The organism is Hamadaea sp. (assembly GCF_013362815.1).
GTDB lineage: Bacteria > Actinomycetota > Actinomycetes > Mycobacteriales > Micromonosporaceae > Hamadaea.
In genome coordinates this window covers 44,463-61,339 of record NZ_JABFVK010000037.1, presented here as the reverse complement: position 1 = coordinate 61,339, position 16,877 = coordinate 44,463, and the positions used below count along the sequence as shown (strand labels likewise).

Below are 16,877 nucleotides of genomic sequence, written 5' to 3'. Positions count from 1 at the left end.
GAATGCCAAGTTACCGAGTGGTTGTGAACTGGCCGAGAACGGCGTCGATCGCGCCCAGCAGTTGGGCTCGGGTCGGCTGCCCGCTCGCCCGGCGGACGATGTGCCCCTCGCCGTCGACGAGCAGGACCGTCGGCGTACGCAGAATGCCGAGCGCCCGGACGGCGTCGAGATGTGACTCGGCGTCCACCTCGACATGGCGCACGCCGTCGATGGTCTGCGCGGCCTGCTCGCACAGTACGCGGGTGGCCCGGCACGGGGCGCAGAACGCCGACGAGAACTGCAGCAGGGTCAGCGGCGTACCCGGCTGCCAGCCGAGTTCCTGCAGCATGGGAGCCTCCTGTCCGCTGGGTGGGACCGTGAACCGCCCGTTGCGGCGCTGCCACGCGACGCCGATCGCGCTCGCGGCGGCGAGGGCGACGACGACGGTAAACAAGCTGACCAAGGGCACCCGTCAACGGTAGCTTCCCGGTGTGAACGAATTGCGGCCGGAAGACTGGGCGACGACGGAACTCACAGCGCGCGGGATCAGCGCGTACGAGGTCACGTGGCCCCACCGATATCCCTGGTCCCAAGTGGCCAAGATCACCACCAGCGCCGGGGACATGTGGCTCAAGCTGAACCTCGGCGACACCGCGTACGAAGCGGGGCTGCTGCGCTTGCTCGGGACGCTCGTCCCCGCGCACGTGGTGGTGCCGCTCGCGGTCGACGCCGAACGCGGCTGGTCGCTCAGCCCCGACGGCGGCGTGACGCTGCGAGCCGCCGAGGACGGCAAGTTCCGGCTCGAAGTGTGGGAGCAGATGCTCGCCGAGTACGCCTACCTCCAGCGCAGCCTCACCCCGCACGTGGACGACCTGCTCGCCGTGGGTACGCCGGACCTGCGCCCGCAGCGACTGCCGGAGTTGTTCGACCTGCTGCTGGGCGATCCCTTCGTCCGGGCCAACGTCACCGATCAGCTCGACGCGCTGGCGGCGGTCCGGCCGGCCGTCGTGCGGGCCGCCGAGGAGCTGGCCGCCTCCGGCATCGCCCCGACGCTGCAACACGACGATTTGCACGACGCCAACGTCCTCGTACGCGAACCGAAGCACGCGTTCTTCGACTGGGGCGACGCCAGTGTGGCGTACCCGTTCGGGACGCTGCTCGTGACGTTGCGGGTCGCCGCCCGCAAGGCGGAGGTCGAAGAGGGCGATCCGCTGCTGGCCCGGCTGCGGGACGCGTATCTGGAGCCGTGGACGGACACGCATGCGCGGGCGGACCTGGTCCGGTGGGCCGACGCCGCGATGACGGTGACGAAGATCAGCCGGGCGATGTCGTACCGGCGGGCGCTGCGCGACGCGGACGAGAAACTGCTCACCGAGTACGGCGAGGGCATCTGGGGCTGGTTCGGCGAGCTGCTCGAACCCAACCCGGTCTGAGCGCCGGCATCAGCTGCGGCCGCCGTGGGCAAGCGCTGGATCAGGGTTCCGGGTCGAATCTTGGCCCAAGATTCGACCCGGAACCCTGATCCAGCGCGCTCAAGCAGGCCAGCGCGAAAGCGCCCGCAGCTCAAGAAGAACGGGTGAGGCGGGAAACCGCCGGCCGGATGGCGCCACCGGTCTCGGCCAGCGCCCGCCGCGCGGCTTCGACGTCGGCTAGCTGGTGGTCGGGCGCGCCGAGCAGCATCAGCAACGCCACCGACGGGTCGTCGCCGGATTCGGCCAGCGCCTCGGCGGCCAGATCACCGTCGACGTGGGCGGCCGCCGACAGCGTCCACACTGCCCGGCGGCGGAGTTTGGCGTTGGTCGGCACGGCGCAGACCATCAGGTTGCCGTAGGTGCGCCCGCACTTGACCATCAGCGCCGTCGAGAACGTGTTGAGGATCAGCTTCGCCGCGGTGGCCGCCTTCATCCGGGTCGAGCCGGTGATGATCTCCGGGCCGGTGTCGGCGGCGATGAAGATGTCGGCGTGCTCGGCCAGCGACGCCTGCGGGTTCGACGTGATCAGGCCGGTCGTCGCACCGAGCGCGCGGGCCTGGCGCAGCGCGCCCCCGACGTACGGGGTGCCGCCGCTGGCCGCCACACCGAGCACGAGCTCGCCGGGCCGGACGTCGGAGGCGTCGCGCGCACCGGCGGTCTCGTCGTCCTCGGCCTGTTCGGCGGCCCGCCACAGGGTGTCCACTCCCCCTGCGACGTGCGGGACGACCTGGTCCGGCCGCAGCGCGTAGGTGGGGCGCAGCTCGGCGGCGTCGGCGAACGCGACGCGGCCGGACGTGCCCGCACCGAAGTAGTGGATGCGGCCGCCGCCGGTCAGCGCGCGAACGCCCGCCTCCACGGCTTCGCCGATCTGGGGCAGCACCGCCGCCACCGCCGCCGGCACGGTCGCGTCGGCCTCGTTGATCAGCCGCAGCACGTCGGCCAGCGGTAACTCGTCGATCCGGTCGGAGGCGGGGTTGCGGCGTTCGGTCGGAGCGTCAGGTTCGACTTCCACGTACACGGTTGTTGGTCCTGCCTGCAGAGTGTCGGGACGAGACCGCGTCGTGCGCGCGGTCGAACGCCTCCCACGTCTGATCGCCGCGGCGTTGCGCGAGCGCGGCGAACAGACAGTCGGCGACGTAGAGCTGAGCGATGCGGCTGACGGTCGCGCCGGTGCGGAAGAAGATGCTCTCCCGGCCGGCGCTGGCCAGCACGATGTCGCTCATCTCAGCCAGGGGTGAGCGGGGGTAGTTGGTGATGGCCAGGGTCGTGGCGCCCCGCTGTTTCGCCACGCGGACCGGGTCGAGGACTTCCACGGTGCGCCCGGAGTGCGACACCGCGATGACGACGTCCTGCGCGCTCACGTGCGCGGCGGACGCCACCGAGCGGTGCACGTCCGAGTACGCCAGACAGGTGAGCCCGAGGTGGGACAGCTTGTGGTCGAGGTCGGACACGACGACGTCGCTGGAGCCGACGCCGTACAGGTAGACCCGGTGCGCCCCGTTGAGGGCGTCGACCGCCGCCGCCAGCGCCTCCAGGTCGAACGTGTCCACAGTGTCCTGGATCGCTCGCTGGGCGGCGTGGGCCATCTTCTGGGAGATGGCCGGGAGGTTGTCCTCGGGGGCGATGTCGGTCTCCGCGCCGATCGGCACGTGCCGGCCGGCCGACTGCTGCCGGTCGACCGCCACCGCGAGCAGCAGCCGCAGCTCGTGGTAGCCGGTGAGGCCGACGTCGCGGCAGAACCGGGTGACCGTCGTCGCCGAGGTGCCCGCCCGCCGGGCCAGCTCCGAGATGCTGGCCCGGGCGATCTCCGAGGGCTGTTCGATGACGAGCCGGCCGACGGCCTGCTCCGAGTCGGGCAGTGAAGGCAGCAGTCCCCGGAGCCGGGCCAGCAGCGAGTCGGCGTCGATCGGCGGGGTGTCGCGCAGCGCCCCGGAGGCGGGCGCGCCCGGGGAAGCGGCGCCGGAGGAAACAGTCGTCATGGGCACATCATCCGTCACTTCATCTGACCGGCGGTCAGTCCGGCCTGGATTTGGCGCTGGAACACGGCGTAGACCACCAGGACGGGCAGCATGGCCAGGGTCAGACCGGCGAACAGCCGGGAGTAGTCGCCCCGATAGCCCTCACTGACCGCCAACGCGGCCAGTCCCTGCGCCAGGACGTACTTGTTCTCGTCCTTCAGCAGGACGACCGGCAGCAGGTACTGGTTCCAATGCGCGAGGAAGTTGAAGATGCCGACGCTGATCAGGCCGGGTTTGGCCATCGGCAGCATCACCCGGAAGAACAGCCGGAACGGGCCACAGCCGTCGATCAGGGCCGCCTCGCTGACCGCCGTCGGCAGCGTACGGAAGAACGCGGTCAGGAAGAAGACCGTGAACGGCAGCGAGTACGCCGTGTACACGAGCATCAGGCCTGGCAACGTGTCCAGCATGCCCGCGTCGCGTACGACGAAGAACAGCGGCACGAAGGCGAGCACGACCGGGAACATCATCCCGCCGACGAAGGCGAAGTAGACGATCCGGTTGCCCCAGAACTGATACCGGGCCAGGGCGTACGCCGCGGTCGCACCGAGCAGCATCGTCAGCGTCAGGGAGCCGACCAGCACGATGCCGGTGTTGACGAAGTACTGGCCGATGTGGCCGTGCGTCCAGGCGCGGGTGAAGTTGTCCCAGCGCAGCTTGCCCGGCAGGCCCCACGGGTCGGTCAGGATCTCGTTGTCGCTCTTGAACGCGCTGAGCACCGCCCACAGCAGCGGCAGCACGGTCAGCAGGCCCCAGACGAGCAGGAACCCGTGGGAGAAGACGTTGAGCGTGCCGTCGACGAAGCTGCGCTTGTCCTTCGCGGGGGCGCGACGGGTCGTCACCGCCTCCTCGGCGGCCGGCGTACGCGCCGGGTCGGACGAAGTCAGAGTGCTCACGACAGCTCGATCCTCTCGCGGCGGGTCAGTTGCAGCGCGACCACGGTGATGCTGAGGGTCAGGAAGAACATGACCACGCCGATGGCCGAGCCGTAGCCGAACTGCGAGTCCCCGAAGGACACGTCGTACACGCGCTCGCCGATGACGTCGGTGGAGAAGCTGGGCCCACCCCGGGTCATGATCTGGACCAGCGCGAACGAGTCCATCGCGATGATGGCCAGGTACACCCAGGCGACCTGGATGGTGTCCCACAGCAGCGGCACGGTGATCTTGAACATGGTGGCGAACCGGCTGGCGCCGTCGAGCGCGGCGGCCTCGTAGATGTCCTTGGGCACCGACTGCATGGCCGCGCCGAACAGCACGACGTAGAAGCCGACGTTCGCCCAGACCATGACGGCCACGATCGCCCACAGTGCGACGTCGGGGTCGCCGAGCCAGATCTGGGCCAGGCCGTCGAGGCCGATCGCCCGCAGCGCGGCGTTCAGCAGGCCCGACCGTGGGTTGTAGACCTCGGTCCAGAGCACGCCGATGACCGCGACCGACAGCATCTGCGGGGAGAAGTAGACGAGCTTGTAGAACGACGACCCGCGTACGCCGGTGATGCGCCCGCTGCGCCCGCCGACGTTGAGCATGGTGGCCAGGAACAGCCCGATGAGGATGGTGACGACGGGCAGCAACAGCAGCAGCCACAGGTTGTGCAGCAGCGCGTTCCAGACGTGCTCGTCGTTCCACAGTTTCTTGAAGTTGTCGAGCCCGACGACGTTGTAGTTGCGGCTCAGCCCGTGCCAGTCCGTCGTGGAGATGACGAAGGTCTGCGCGTACGGGGAGAGCACGAAGTACGCGTACAGCGCCAACGGGGGCAGCAGGAAGGTCGCCAGCAGCGGCCATTTCCCATGCTTCACGGTGTCACCTCCCAAAGGGGGAGCCCACGCGGGGCTCCCCCTCCGTCTAGCCGGATCACGCGGTGCGCTTGTACTTCTTGAAGGAGCTGTCGGCGGCGATCTCGTCGGCGCCCTTCTGGCACGCCTTGAGGAACTCCTCCGGCGTGGTACGCCCGGAGAAGAAGTCGCCGCAGGCGGCGTCGACCAGGTTGCGCTCCAGCTTGCGGTAGTACACCGGGTACACCCAGTTGAAGCCGTTGGAGCCGGACGCCTTGAGCGCGTCGACGACCGAGGACAGGCCCGGCGGCAGGGTGACGCCGTCGGCGGCGCCGGCCACGATGGTCAGGCTGGACACCTTGCCGGTGAAGTCCTTGGCGCCCTTCATCGACAGCATGTGCCGCATGAGCTCCATGCCGCCGCGCTCGTTCTTGGCCTTGGCGGGCACGACGTACGGCTCACCGGCGGTGCCGCGGATCGCCTCGAACGGCAGCTTGTCGCCCGCGCTGAGGCTCGGCGTCGGCGCGATCGACATGTTGAAGCCGGCCGGCGTGACGTCCTTCTGCTCGCTCTCGAGCCAGGACCCGTTCGGGATCATGGCGGCCTTGCCCTTGCACCACTCGGCCTGCGACTGCTTGTGGTCCAGGCCGGGGCTGCCCTCGAGGATGTACTTGTCCTTGACGACCTGGTACCAGGCGTCGGCCGCCGTCTTCATGGCGTCCGAGGTCCAGGCGTTGGGCTCGAGGTTGTCGATGGCCAGCGCGACGGAGTTGCCGCCGAGCTTGATCGCGGTCGACAGCACCGCCCAGCTGAAGTAGCGCGGGTGCTTGCCGGCGTAGGTCCAGGGGGCGATGCCGGCCGCCTTGATGGTCTTGCACAGCGCGATGTGCTCGTCCCAGGTCTTCGGGTACGCCCAGCCCTTGTCCGCGAACAGCTTCCGCGAGTAGAAGATGCCGTACGCGCTGTAGGCGTAGTTCAGGACGTACACGCCGCTGCCGAAGGTGCCGGCCTCGACCGCGCCGGGCAGCAGGGTCTCGCGGACCTTCTTGCCGGGCACGTCCAGGCTGGGCGCGTCGAGCAGCGGGGTCAGGTCGGCGAGCTGGTTCTGCGCGACGAGGTCGCCCAGCGGGATCGCGCCTGCGCCCGAGTCGTTGATGAAGTCCGGCGGGGTGCCGTCGACGAACCGCGGCTGGAGGGTCTTGTTGATCTCCACGACGGCGGAGTGCTTGACCTCCGCCTTCGGGTAGGTCTCCTTGTACATCGCCTCGTGCGCCTTGGCGTAGTCCTCGCCGAAGCCGCCGTTGAAGATGACGACCTCGAGCGGGGCGTCCTCTTTGACACCGAGCGGGTTCTTGTCGCTCTTGGTGCCCTCGTACTTGTCGGACTTGGTCTCGGGTTCGTCGTCACCGAGCGCGCAGCCCGAGAGCAGGCCCGCCGATCCGGCGGCCGCGACCGCGCCGGCGCCGGCGCGGAGCACCGTGCGGCGGGTCAGATCCTGTGCAGACATTCGGCTGTCCCTCTTCGTTGATGGGAGGTCTAGGGGTGGTGCCTCGTGTGCGGTGCGAGTGGTCAGACTGTGCCGGTTCGTCGCTGACGTTGTCAAGGTTTAACCGTCACCTTTGTTGGATCGTTAAGAAATCACCGTGACCGTCCGGACCCGGGACCGCCGTGTATCGTGCGCGGCGTGCTCACCATCGGTCTCGACGTCGGCGGCACCGGAGCCCGCGCGGCCCTCGCACGTGACGGCGACATTATTGCCACGACCAGCACAGATCGACCAACCCGTATCGGCTCCGGCGGCGTCGACGCGGGCAACGCGATCGCCGTGCTCACGCCCCTGGTCCGCGGTCTGATCACGGACGGCGCCGGGCCGGTGGGCGCGATCGCCGCCGGCCTCACCGGCTTCGCGCTGCTCGGTGACGATCTACGGGTACGCCTGCCGCAAGCGCTGGCCGAGGCTACCGGAGCGGCCACGGTGGTGCTCTGCTCCGACATGCTGACCTCGTACGCCGGAGCGCTGGGCCTGCGTGGTGGGGCCGTCGTCGCGGCAGGCACCGGAGCGGTGGCGCTGGGCTCGGATTGGCAGGGCGCCTGGCAGCGCGTCGACGGCTGGGGCTACCTGCTCGGCGACGCCGGCGGCGGTTCCTGGCTCGGCCGGGCCGGAATGCAGGCGGCGTTACGCGCGGCCGACGGCCGTCCCGGCGGTTCCGATCGGCTGCTCGCCGCCCTGATCGAGCAGTACGGCGACCCCGTCGCCCTGGTCCGCGATCTCGCCGGGCGCGACGACCGAGCCGGGGTGATGGCGGGATTCGTGCCCGCGATCGCCGCCGCGGCGGCTGCGGGCGATCCGGTCGCCGGCGATCTGCTCGCCGACGCCGGTACGCAGCTGGCCACGTCCGCGCTCGCCGCGCTGCCGCCCGGCGCGCCGCCCGAGATCGCGTACACCGGGAATCTGTTCCAGGCCGGCCCGGCGCTGTGGGGCGCGTTCCACGACCTCGTGTCGGCCGGCGCGACGCTGCTGAAGCCCGCCGGCACCGCCGTCGACGGGGCGCTGCGCCTGGCTCAGGGAGCGGCGGCGGGCAGCCTCCCTCCGAACGCCCCCCTCCACCTCACCCGGACACGGTGAGACGCAGCCGAGCCGAGTAGCGGGCGCCGGGCAGTGCGGTGCCCGGCGCCCGCAGTCTGACGGCGGGCTACCAGCCGGCCGGGTAGTACGCCACGGACCAGCCGCGGTAGGAGCCGTGGTCGAGGTATCCGGCGACGCCGACGCCGCCGCTGACCGAGGTGCCGACGACCTTGCCCTCGCCGAGGCTGATCGCGACGTGACCGCTGCCCGCGGAGTTGTGGTACCAGACGAGCGCGCCACGCGGCGGGATGCCGCTGGTGTTCAGGTAGCCGTGGCTGACCATCCAGTCGCCGCCGATCTCGGCGGTGTTCCAGCCCGACCCGCCCCACCCGTACGCCTGCGCGGTGAACGCAAGGCAAAGGTTCTCGTAGGACGTCGACCGGTACCGGCCGAACGCCCAGTCGATGGCGCCGTTGGTGGACCGGCCGTTCGCGCGCGGGGGCGCGCCGACGTAATTGCACGAGTCGGCGACCGTGCCGTCGGAGCCGGTGTAGACGTACGCGTCGGAGACGTAGCCCCCGTTGGACAGCATGTCCCAGATGTTCGTGGTGCCGTAGGTGCCGGTCACCGTGGTGCCGGTCTGCTGGCACAGGATGGTGACGGCCGCGCCGTCGGCGACGGTGCGCCACCCGGTGTAGCCGGTGCCCGGGCCCGACCGGACGGTCAGCGGGCTGCCGGCGGTGTTGACGGTGCCGGAGCCGTCGGCGAAGGCCGCTCCGGGCGCAGCGAACAGCAGGCCGGTGATCGCGGTGACGACGACGGCCGCATTGATGAGTTTCCGCATACCGATATGGTGGGACGCTCGGTTACACGATCCCTACAGTCCGGCTACAGCCTCGCGGCCGGACCCGATGGTAAGCGCTTTCCGAACCTGCTAGCCTGCCCCGATGCACGAGACGTTCGAGGTGACGCCGGCCGGTTTCCAGCTCGGCGGCCGCCCCTTCCGGGTCCTGTCCGGCGCGCTGCACTACTTCCGGGTGCACCCCGGTCAGTGGCGGCACCGGCTGTGCATGCTGCGTGCGATGGGCCTGAACACGGTGGAGACCTACGTCCCGTGGAACCTGCACGAGCCCCGGCGGGGCGAGCACCACTTCGCGGGGCTGACCGATCTCGGCGGCTTCCTCGACGCCGCCCGCGACGAGGGCCTGTACGCGATCGTCCGCCCCGGCCCGTACATCTGCGCCGAGTGGGACAACGGCGGCCTGCCCGCCTGGCTGACCGGTACGCTGCCGCCGACCCGGTTGCGCTGCGCCGACCCGGAGTACCTGGCCGAGGTGGACCGCTGGTTCGACGTGCTGATCCCGCACGTCGCAGCCCGGCAGATCTCGCGGGGCGGCAACGTCTTGATGGTCCAGGTCGAGAACGAGTACGGCTCCTACGGCAGCGACCTGACCTATCTGCGGCATCTCGCCGACGGGCTGCTCGGGCGCGGGATCGACGTGCCGCTGTTCACCTCCGACGGCCCCGAGGACCACATGCTGACCGGCGGCTCCGTCCCGAGTCTGCTCGCGACGGTCAACTTCGGCAGCCGCCCGCTCGAGGCCTTCGCCAAGCTGGCCGAGCACCGCCCGCAGGACCCGCCGATGTGCATGGAGTTCTGGTGCGGCTGGTTCGACCACTGGGGTCACGACCGCGTACTGCGCGATCCGGCCGACGCCGCGAAGGATCTCGGCGCGATGCTCGCGGCGGGCGCGTCGGTCAACATCTACATGGCGCACGGCGGCACGAACTTCGGCACGACCGCGGGCGCGAATCTCGCCGCGCCCAGTCTCGACGGCGACTACCGGCCGACCGTCACCTCCTACGACTACGACGCCCCGATCGACGAGGCCGGCCGCGCGACGCCGAAGTTCTGGGCGTTCCGCGACGTGCTGTCCGCGTACCGCAACGAGGCCGACGGGCCGCTGCCCGAGCCGCCCGCGCCCACGCCGGTCCAGGCCCGAGCCTCGGTCCCGCTTCTTCAAGGGGTACGCCTAGAGCAGGTCATCGACAGCGTGGGACTCCCGGAGACGGTCGCGGCGAACCCGCCGACCTTCGAGGAGCTCGGGATCGTCCACGGGATCGTGCGCTACACCGCCACCGTCCCGGGCCCTCGGACGGCGTACCCGTTGGTGGTGCGCGGACTGGCCGACCGCGCACAGGTGGCGGTCGACGGTGTGGTCCTCGGCGTGCTAGAGCGTGACCGGCCGGTGGACCTGTCGTTCGCGGTGCCCGCCGAAGGCGCGCGCCTGGAGCTGCTCGTCGAGTCGATGGGCCGGGCGAACTACGGCCCGCTCGTCGGCGAACGCAAGGGCCTGACCGGCGGGGTGCTGCACGAACGCCAGTACGTGCACGGCTGGACCGCCCGGGCGCTGCCGCTCGACGGCCCGCTGCCGGCCGTGCCCTGGGACGCCGCTAACGACACTGTGGACGGTCCGGCGTTCCGCCGCGGCGTCGTCACCGTCGACGAGCCCGCCGACGCCTGGCTGCGCCCCGGCGGCGTGAAAGGCTACGTGTGGCTGAACGGTTTCCTGCTCGGCCGCTACTGGTCGGCCGGCCCGCAGCAGGCCCTGTACGCCCCCGCGCCCCTCTGGCGCCCCGGCCCCAACGAACTCGTCGTCCTCGACCTCACCCCACCCCTCGCCACCCCCACTCTCCCCGGGGCCACCCCGTCCGCGCCCACCCTGTCCGCGACCTCCACCCTGGACATCCTGGACTCCCCCGCCCTCTCCCGTTGATCATGAACCTATGGTCCCCCCTGACCGGCGTGTCGCGTCCCTGGCGCCCTGATCGACTCCGCCGCACACTGATCGACGATGGACGGTGAACCCGCCGTCGCGGGGAGCCCGGCGGGGTGTCGGTCACCGGAGTGTCGGTAGCCTCTGGTAGAAGAGTGCTATCAAACATGTGTTCGGAGAGTGGACGGAGTGGAGTAGCGACGATGACCGGGAAGGGACTGACCAAGACGGATCTGGAGCAGATCCGTGGGGTGCTCGACGGCGGCAAGCGGCCGCGTGTGATGTTCACCGAGTCGGCCGGGCAGATCGCCGGCCAGATCGGCCAGGTCGTCGCCCTGGAGGATCCGGACGCCGGTGACGAGTGGATCGTGGTGAAGTTCGGCGGCGACGCCCTGCCCTTCTCCCCCGCCGATCTTCAGATGCCGCCGAAGGGTGCGGCGGCCCGGCGTGCCGACGCCGTGGTGACGCCGGCCCCGGAGCAGACTGAGCCGGCCGGGCGGCGTCCGCTCGCGATCGGCGAGGACCTCATCGAGCCCGGCAAGAACAGCACCGACAAGACCGCACGTCAGGAGCCCGCAGTGTCCGATGTCAAACCCGCCGAGCCGGCCGCGCCGGCACCCCGTAAGCCCGCCGCGCGTGCTGCGAAGGCGAAGACCCCGCCGGGTCTGGTGGTGACGCTGGCCTACACCGAGGGCGAGTGGACGGTCGGTGCGATGCAGGGGTCGAAGGCCCTGGCGAAGCCGTACGTGATCAAGCCGGCCGAGGCGCTGAAGATGGTGAGCCTGCTCGACGTGCCGGGGGTGCAGGAGGCGGTGGAGCAGATTCTGTCGTCCGAGCGGGACAACGCCCGGGCGGCCGCGGAGAAGCTGCGGGCCGAGTTGGCCGAGATCGAGGCGAAGCTGGCCGAGCTCGGGGCGTGAGCGCCGGTCAGGCCAGCAGGACGGCCAGTGGGAAGGCCACGAACTCGAGGTAGAACAGCTTCCAGATCAGCATGTAGTAGTGGCGGACGGCGTCGGTGTCGGCGCCGTCCACGCGTAGGCCGGTCAGCCACATCACGGCCAGCGCCACGGCGTGGGTGGCGACGAGCACGACGCCGTTGACGTCCGGGACGCCGGCCAGCCCGGCGGCGATGACAGCGGCGTACCCGGCGGTGAGGATCGCCTGGCACAGGCGCAGGGTGCGACGCGGGCCGATGGTGAGCACCAGCGTCGAGACCTGATGACGGCGGTCGCCTTCGACGTCCGGGATGTCCTTCATGAGCGCGATGACGGCCGCGAATCCGGCCATGAAACCCACCATGAGCAGCACGTACGCGGGCAGCTGCGCCCGGCCGGTCAGGGCGGCCGAGTAGGCGAGGTAGACGCCGAGGTTGGCCACGACGGCCCGCGCGGCGATGATGCAGGCGGCGGCGGGCAGCGGGAAGCGTTTGAGCCGCATCGGCGGCACCGAGTAGCCGGTGCCGATCGCGGCGATGACGGCGATCGCGGTGAACAGGTAGCGGCCTTGCAGCCCGGCCAGCAGCAACGCCCCGGCGCCGGACACGACGACGATCGCGACCGCGACGCCGCGGCGCAGCGTACCGGCGGCCAGGGGCAGGTAGGGCTTGCTGATCCGGTCGATCTCGACGTCGGTGAGCTGGTTCAGCCCGACGACGTAGACGTTGACGGCGACGCTGGCCGCCAGCACCAGCGCCCACAAGGCGGGGTCCTGCCGCTGGGCGGCGTGGGTGGCCAGCACGTAGAGCGCGCAGACCGCCAGGACGGTGCCGATGATCGTGTGCGGGCGCGAGAACGCCCACAAGATGCGCAGACCCGTCGCGGTGGTCCTCATACGGCCGACTATGCCGTGATCAACGATGTCGCACCACCGGTGGCGTGCCGGTGGTGCGACATTTTCATCCCTCCGATGCGGTACCTGAGTCTTCCGGGATGCGATGACTGAGTTCCGCGCGACAAAGCGACTGAGTAGGAGAATGACCGGTCAGTGCGCACCGTCGGGGATGTGCTCGACGCCGATCCGCTTGCGGAACACCCAGTAGGTCCAGCCCTGGTAGAGCAGGACCAGCGGGGTGAACACGACCGCCACCCAGGTCATGATCTTCAGCGTGTACGGAGTGGACGAGGCGTTCTGCGCGGTCAGGCTCCACTCCGGCAGCAGCGACGACGGGAACACGTTCGGCCACAGGGCCACGAACAGCGAAATCACCGTCAACGCGATGCACGCGGCCGTCCCGGCGAACGCCCAGCCCTCTTTACGGGTCCCCGGTCGCTGCCCTCGGCGTACCCGTATGAGCAGCAGTGAGGCGGCGAAAGCCGCGACGGCCGCCACGGACAGCACGATCGACGCGGCTGTGGCCCGGTAGCTGAAGGTGAACGCGAAGAAGGCCACCGCGAGCACCGCGGCCAGCAGGCCGACCTTCGACGCGACCGAGCGGGCGTGATCGCGGACGTCGCCGCTGGTCTTGAGGGTCAGGAAGATCGCGCCGTGAGTGAGGAAGAGCAGCAGCGTGGTCGCCCCGGCGAGCACCGAGTACGGGTTGAGCAGGTCCCAGAACGAGCCGACGTACTCCAGCGGGCCGTTGGGCAGCGGCTGGGGGCGGATCTTGAGCCCGTGCACGATGTTGCCGAAGGCGACGCCCCACAGGAAGGCGGGGACGGCGGAGCCGATCACGATGCACGCGTCCCAACGCCTGCGCCACTTCGGATCGTCGCGGGTGCCCCGGTACTCGAACGCGACGCCGCGCACGATCAGCGCCACCAGGATGAGCAGCAGCGGCAGGTAGAACGCGCTGAACATGGTCGCGTACCACTCGGGGAACGCGGCGAAGGTCGCGCCGCCGGCGGTGATGACCCAGACCTCGTTGCCGTCCCAGATCGGGCCGATGGTGTTGATCAGCACGCGGCGGCGGCGTTCGGCCAGAGCCTTGTCGCCGTGCGCCCGCCCGAGGACGGGCAGCAGCATGCCGACGCCGAAGTCGAAGCCTTCCAGGACGAAGTAGCCGGTCCACAGGATGGCGATGAGGATGAACCAGACGGTGGTCAGTTCCATGTCTTCTCTCCGCGATGGCTTCGGCTCAGTAGGCGAAGGCGAGGGGCTGGTCGGTCTGCTCCGGTTTCTCCGGTGGCGGCGTCACGTCCGGTACGCCGGCCTTGGCGTACTTCAGCAGCAGCCCGATCTCGACGACCGCGAGTACGCCGTAGAGCAGGGTGAACACGGTCAGCGACGTGATCACCTCACTGGTGCCGACCGACGGCGACACGCCCTGAGCGGTCTTGAGCTGGCTGAACACGATCCACGGCTGGCGGCCCATCTCGGTGAAGATCCAGCCGACCGAGTTCGCGGCGAGCGGCAGCAGCGGCAGGCTGAGCCCGGCCCAGCGCAGCCACTTCGTCTTGGGCGTACGCCCCCGCCGGGTCGCCCACAGCGCCCAGAGCGCCACCAGCCCGGCCAGCGCCCCGAAGGTGATCATGAGGCGGAACGTCCAGTAGGTCACCGGGATGATCGGCGTGTAGCTGCCCGGCCCGTACTTCTGCTCGTACTCGGCCTGCAGGTCGTTGATGCCCTGGACCTGCCCGTCGAAGCTGCCGGTGCCGAGGAACGACAGCAGGCCCGGGATCTCGATCGAGTAGATCGGCTCGCTGCCGTCGAGCGTCCCGATGGTGAACAGCGAGAACGGCGCGGGCTGCTGCGTCTCGTACAAGGCCTCGGCCGCCGCCATCTTCATCGGCTGCACCTCGGTCATGATCTTGCCCTGGGTGTCGCCCGTGATGAACAGGGCCGCGGTCGCCACCAGCGCCGTCCAGCCGCCGACCTTCAAAGCGCTGCGGTACGCCCTCTTGTCGGCGTCGGTGCCCGGCTTGTCGCGCATGACGTGCCACAACGCCACCCCGGCGACCAGCGCGCCGCCGGTGAGGAAGCAGCCCGCGAGGGTATGCGGGAAGGTGACCAGGGTGACCTTGTTCGTCAGGACCGCGCCGAAGTCGGTCAGCTCGGCCCGCCCGGTGTCGGGGTTGAGCTTGAAGCCGACCGGGTTCTGCATGAACGAGTTCGCGGCCAGGATGAAGTACGCCGACAGCGCGGTGCCGAACGCGGCGATCCAGATGCACGCGAGGTGGATCTTGCGGGGCAGCTTGTCCCAGCCGAAGATCCACAGTCCGAGGAAGGTGGACTCGAGGAAGAACGCCAGCAGCGCCTCGATCGCCAGCGGCGCGCCGAAGATGTCGCCGACGAACCGCGAGTACGCCGACCAGTTCATGCCGAACTGGAACTCCTGCACGATGCCGGTGACGACGCCCATCGCGAAGTTGATCAAGAACAGCTTGCCGTAGAACTTCGTCAGCTTCAGCCAGCGCACGGCGTACGGGTCGCCGCGTTTCTCTGCGCGTACCCAGGCGGTCTGGAAACCGGCCACCAGGAATGCCAGCCCGATCGTGATCGGCACGAACAGGAAGTGGTAGACGGTGGTGATGCCGAACTGCCACCGGGCCCACTCGAGCGCGTCCATTCGTCGTCCCTCCACCCGATTGCTCCTGCCGTGACCATACGACCGGCCCAGGGGGCTTGGCGGGCAAATGTGACCCAACTCCGCAGTAGGCCCGCTCGGCCGGTATGACCGGATTCGATGGCCGCCGGGCCCGATCCCCTGCTGGCGGCCGGTTCCCGGGCTCTTTCGCTGCTCCGTACGCACCGGAAATGGCGTTTGCGCAGGCCGCGGCCACAGCCGCCCGCCATGGGTCGATAGCCTGAAGCTATCGCGGCTGCAATCTCCCTCACTCAACGGGCATCAGTCGTTCCGCTGTCTTGTCCCGGACGCGGACTCGGGGGACCTCGCGCTCGGTGGTGCGCCATCGACCTCTCCCGGCCGCGGAGACGTCTGTGGCGTACCACCAGGTGATCTCCGGACGTGTCCACGCGCCTTTCCGGGCCGCGCGCGAGGCGAAGCGCGAGGCGAAGCGCGAGCGGAAAGCGTGCAGGCGGACGGCGAGACGCCCCGGTGACACCGCGCAAGCCGGAGGTGTGCCACGATCGTCCCGCGATGAGCACGACACCGACACCGACTGGTCCCCGTTGGCGCGCGCCTCTGATCTGGCGCGTGCTGCAGCTGCTCGCCCGGATCGTGACCGGCCTGCTGGCCCGGCTCGAGGTGACCGGCGACGTGCCCGAGGGGCTGCGTGACGGGCCGCTGATCCTCGCGGTGAACCACATCGGCACGTTCGACCCGATCGCCTTGTCGGCGGCCACCCGCAAGCGCGGCATCCGGCCGCGGATCATGGCGACCGGCGGGCTGTTCCGCGCCCCGATCGCCGGCGCGGCGATGAAGGCCAGCGGGCACATCCGGGTCAACCGCACCCGCGTGTCGGCCGACGAGGCGCTCGCCTCGGCCGCTGTCGACGACGCCGTCGCGGCGCTCGCCCAGGGCAGTGTCGTGGCCGGCTATCCGGAGGGGCGGATCACCCTCGACCCGGGGCTGTGGCCCGAGCGCGGCCGCAGCGGCATGGCCCGGCTGGCCCTGGCGACCCGGGTCACCGTCGTGCCGGTCGCCCAGTGGGGCTCGCACGAGGTCCTCCCGTACGCCGACATCCCGGCCAACCTCGCCCGCGCCGTGTGGCGGGACATCACGAGACGGCCGACGGTGAAGGTCCACTTCGGCACCCCGGTGGATCTGTCCGATCTGGACGCCGGCGTACGCGGCGACGTGCAGCGCGCCACCGATCGCATCATCGCGGCGTTGCACGCCGAGCTGAAACCGCTGCGCGCGGACGAACCGATGAGGCCCGCGTACGCCGATCCCACCCGGCGCAGCGAGACGCGCCGGTCGTTCACCCCGGACTCACGTACGCCGGCGGTGCTTGATGTACGCGGCGACGACCTCCCGGGTGCTGGCCAGTCCCAGCAGCGTCCGTAGTTCGGCGACGCGGCGGTTGGCGGTCCGCAGCGACATCCACTCGGCGGCCGCGGCCGCGGCGATGGTCTGCCCTTCGGCGAGCCGCTCCAGCAGAGCCACCTGATCCGGGGCCAGGCGTACCACCCAGTCGTCGGAGCCACCTTCGGCAGCCAACGCGAACACCTCCCCACCCTCCGCGCCGCCGGGGCGGACCGGTGCCGCCGGCGCGTCCCTCCCCTTCGAGGCCTGCCTATTAAATTTGACGATCAGCCTGTCTATTAGATTGACGATCGTTCGGACATTGTCACTGACGACGTACGGATTGACTAGAGGCATCCGGCAACCGGCAGGCCTACCCTCGGTAGAACGTCGGATACCCGCCAGCAAGACCGCCGTCTACAAAGCGC

General features: G+C 70.1%; 16 protein-coding genes. 5 read left to right on the top strand and 11 right to left on the bottom strand.

Features of this window, described 5'->3' with window-relative positions; translation table 11 throughout:
- Window positions 1-10: 10 nt before the first annotated feature.
- Window positions 11-448: a thioredoxin family protein gene (locus tag HOV77_RS18760; protein WP_290863708.1), complete on the bottom strand. Its 438-nt coding sequence runs from the start codon at window positions 446-448 to the stop codon at window positions 11-13.
- Window positions 449-470: 22 nt separating this feature from the next.
- Between HOV77_RS18760 and HOV77_RS18755 the strand changes: the two genes are divergently transcribed.
- Window positions 471-1,412, top strand: a complete 942-nt coding sequence (locus HOV77_RS18755) for a phosphotransferase (RefSeq protein ID WP_290863707.1) — start codon at window positions 471-473, stop codon at window positions 1,410-1,412.
- Between the two features lie 130 nt (window positions 1,413-1,542).
- Here HOV77_RS18755 and HOV77_RS18750 read toward each other — a convergent pair whose 3' ends face one another.
- The 5 genes from HOV77_RS18750 to ngcE form a co-directional block, all read right to left on the bottom strand.
- Window positions 1,543-2,463, bottom strand: a complete 921-nt coding sequence (locus tag HOV77_RS18750) for an N-acetylmuramic acid 6-phosphate etherase (RefSeq protein WP_290863706.1) — start codon at window positions 2,461-2,463, stop codon at window positions 1,543-1,545.
- A complete protein-coding gene (locus HOV77_RS18745; protein WP_290863705.1) occupies window positions 2,447-3,430 on the bottom strand; it encodes a MurR/RpiR family transcriptional regulator in 984 nt (327 codons plus the stop codon). Before HOV77_RS18745 ends, HOV77_RS18750 begins: the two co-directional genes overlap by 17 nt.
- Window positions 3,431-3,444: 14 nt before the next feature.
- Window positions 3,445-4,233: a carbohydrate ABC transporter permease gene (locus HOV77_RS18740; RefSeq protein WP_290863759.1), complete on the bottom strand. Its 789-nt coding sequence runs from the start codon at window positions 4,231-4,233 to the stop codon at window positions 3,445-3,447.
- A 128-nt stretch (window positions 4,234-4,361) separates the two neighbouring features.
- Window positions 4,362-5,267, bottom strand: a complete 906-nt coding sequence (locus tag HOV77_RS18735) for a sugar ABC transporter permease (RefSeq protein WP_290863704.1) — start codon at window positions 5,265-5,267, stop codon at window positions 4,362-4,364.
- Between the two features lie 55 nt (window positions 5,268-5,322).
- Entirely contained in the window at window positions 5,323-6,750 is a 1,428-nt protein-coding gene (gene ngcE, locus HOV77_RS18730) for an N-acetylglucosamine/diacetylchitobiose ABC transporter substrate-binding protein (protein WP_290863703.1), read from the bottom strand.
- Window positions 6,751-6,927: 177 nt separating this feature from the next.
- Between ngcE and HOV77_RS18725 the strand changes: the two genes are divergently transcribed.
- Window positions 6,928-7,869 carry a BadF/BadG/BcrA/BcrD ATPase family protein gene (locus HOV77_RS18725; protein ID WP_290863702.1) on the top strand — a complete coding sequence of 314 codons (942 nt, stop codon included), beginning with the start codon at window positions 6,928-6,930 and terminating at the stop codon, window positions 7,867-7,869.
- 67 nt (window positions 7,870-7,936) lie between these two features.
- Here HOV77_RS18725 and HOV77_RS18720 read toward each other — a convergent pair whose 3' ends face one another.
- Window positions 7,937-8,653, bottom strand: coding sequence for a hypothetical protein (locus tag HOV77_RS18720; RefSeq protein ID WP_290863701.1), 717 nt, complete (start codon window positions 8,651-8,653; stop codon window positions 7,937-7,939).
- Window positions 8,654-8,756: 103 nt separating this feature from the next.
- Between HOV77_RS18720 and HOV77_RS18715 the strand changes: the two genes are divergently transcribed.
- Window positions 8,757-10,586 carry a beta-galactosidase family protein gene (locus HOV77_RS18715; RefSeq protein ID WP_290863700.1) on the top strand — a complete coding sequence of 610 codons (1,830 nt, stop codon included), beginning with the start codon at window positions 8,757-8,759 and terminating at the stop codon, window positions 10,584-10,586.
- A 203-nt stretch (window positions 10,587-10,789) separates the two neighbouring features.
- Window positions 10,790-11,506 carry a hypothetical protein gene (locus tag HOV77_RS18710; RefSeq protein ID WP_290863699.1) on the top strand — a complete coding sequence of 239 codons (717 nt, stop codon included), beginning with the start codon at window positions 10,790-10,792 and terminating at the stop codon, window positions 11,504-11,506.
- Between the two features lie 7 nt (window positions 11,507-11,513).
- Here HOV77_RS18710 and HOV77_RS18705 read toward each other — a convergent pair whose 3' ends face one another.
- The 3 genes from HOV77_RS18705 to HOV77_RS18695 all read right to left on the bottom strand — a co-directional run bounded on the left by HOV77_RS18705 (window position 11,514) and on the right by HOV77_RS18695 (window position 15,090).
- Complete coding sequence (locus tag HOV77_RS18705; RefSeq protein ID WP_290863698.1) at window positions 11,514-12,416, bottom strand: homogentisate phytyltransferase; 903 nt, start codon at window positions 12,414-12,416, stop codon at window positions 11,514-11,516.
- A gap of 150 nt (window positions 12,417-12,566) precedes the next feature.
- The gene (cydB, locus tag HOV77_RS18700) at window positions 12,567-13,634 is read right to left on the bottom strand and encodes a cytochrome d ubiquinol oxidase subunit II (RefSeq protein ID WP_290863697.1); all 1,068 of its coding nucleotides are present in this window, start codon (window positions 13,632-13,634) and stop codon (window positions 12,567-12,569) included.
- Between the two features lie 25 nt (window positions 13,635-13,659).
- Window positions 13,660-15,090, bottom strand: coding sequence for a cytochrome ubiquinol oxidase subunit I (locus HOV77_RS18695; RefSeq protein ID WP_290863696.1), 1,431 nt, complete (start codon window positions 15,088-15,090; stop codon window positions 13,660-13,662).
- 531 nt (window positions 15,091-15,621) lie between these two features.
- Between HOV77_RS18695 and HOV77_RS18690 the strand changes: the two genes are divergently transcribed.
- A complete protein-coding gene (locus HOV77_RS18690) occupies window positions 15,622-16,491 on the top strand; it encodes a lysophospholipid acyltransferase family protein (protein ID WP_290863695.1) in 870 nt (289 codons plus the stop codon).
- Here the strand turns inward: HOV77_RS18690 and HOV77_RS18685 are convergent.
- On the bottom strand, window positions 16,417-16,653 hold the full coding sequence (locus HOV77_RS18685) for a hypothetical protein (RefSeq protein WP_290863694.1): 237 nt from the start codon (window positions 16,651-16,653) through the stop codon (window positions 16,417-16,419). The two genes, HOV77_RS18690 and HOV77_RS18685, sit on opposite strands and share 75 nt — an antisense overlap.
- Window positions 16,654-16,877: the final 224 nt, after the last annotated feature.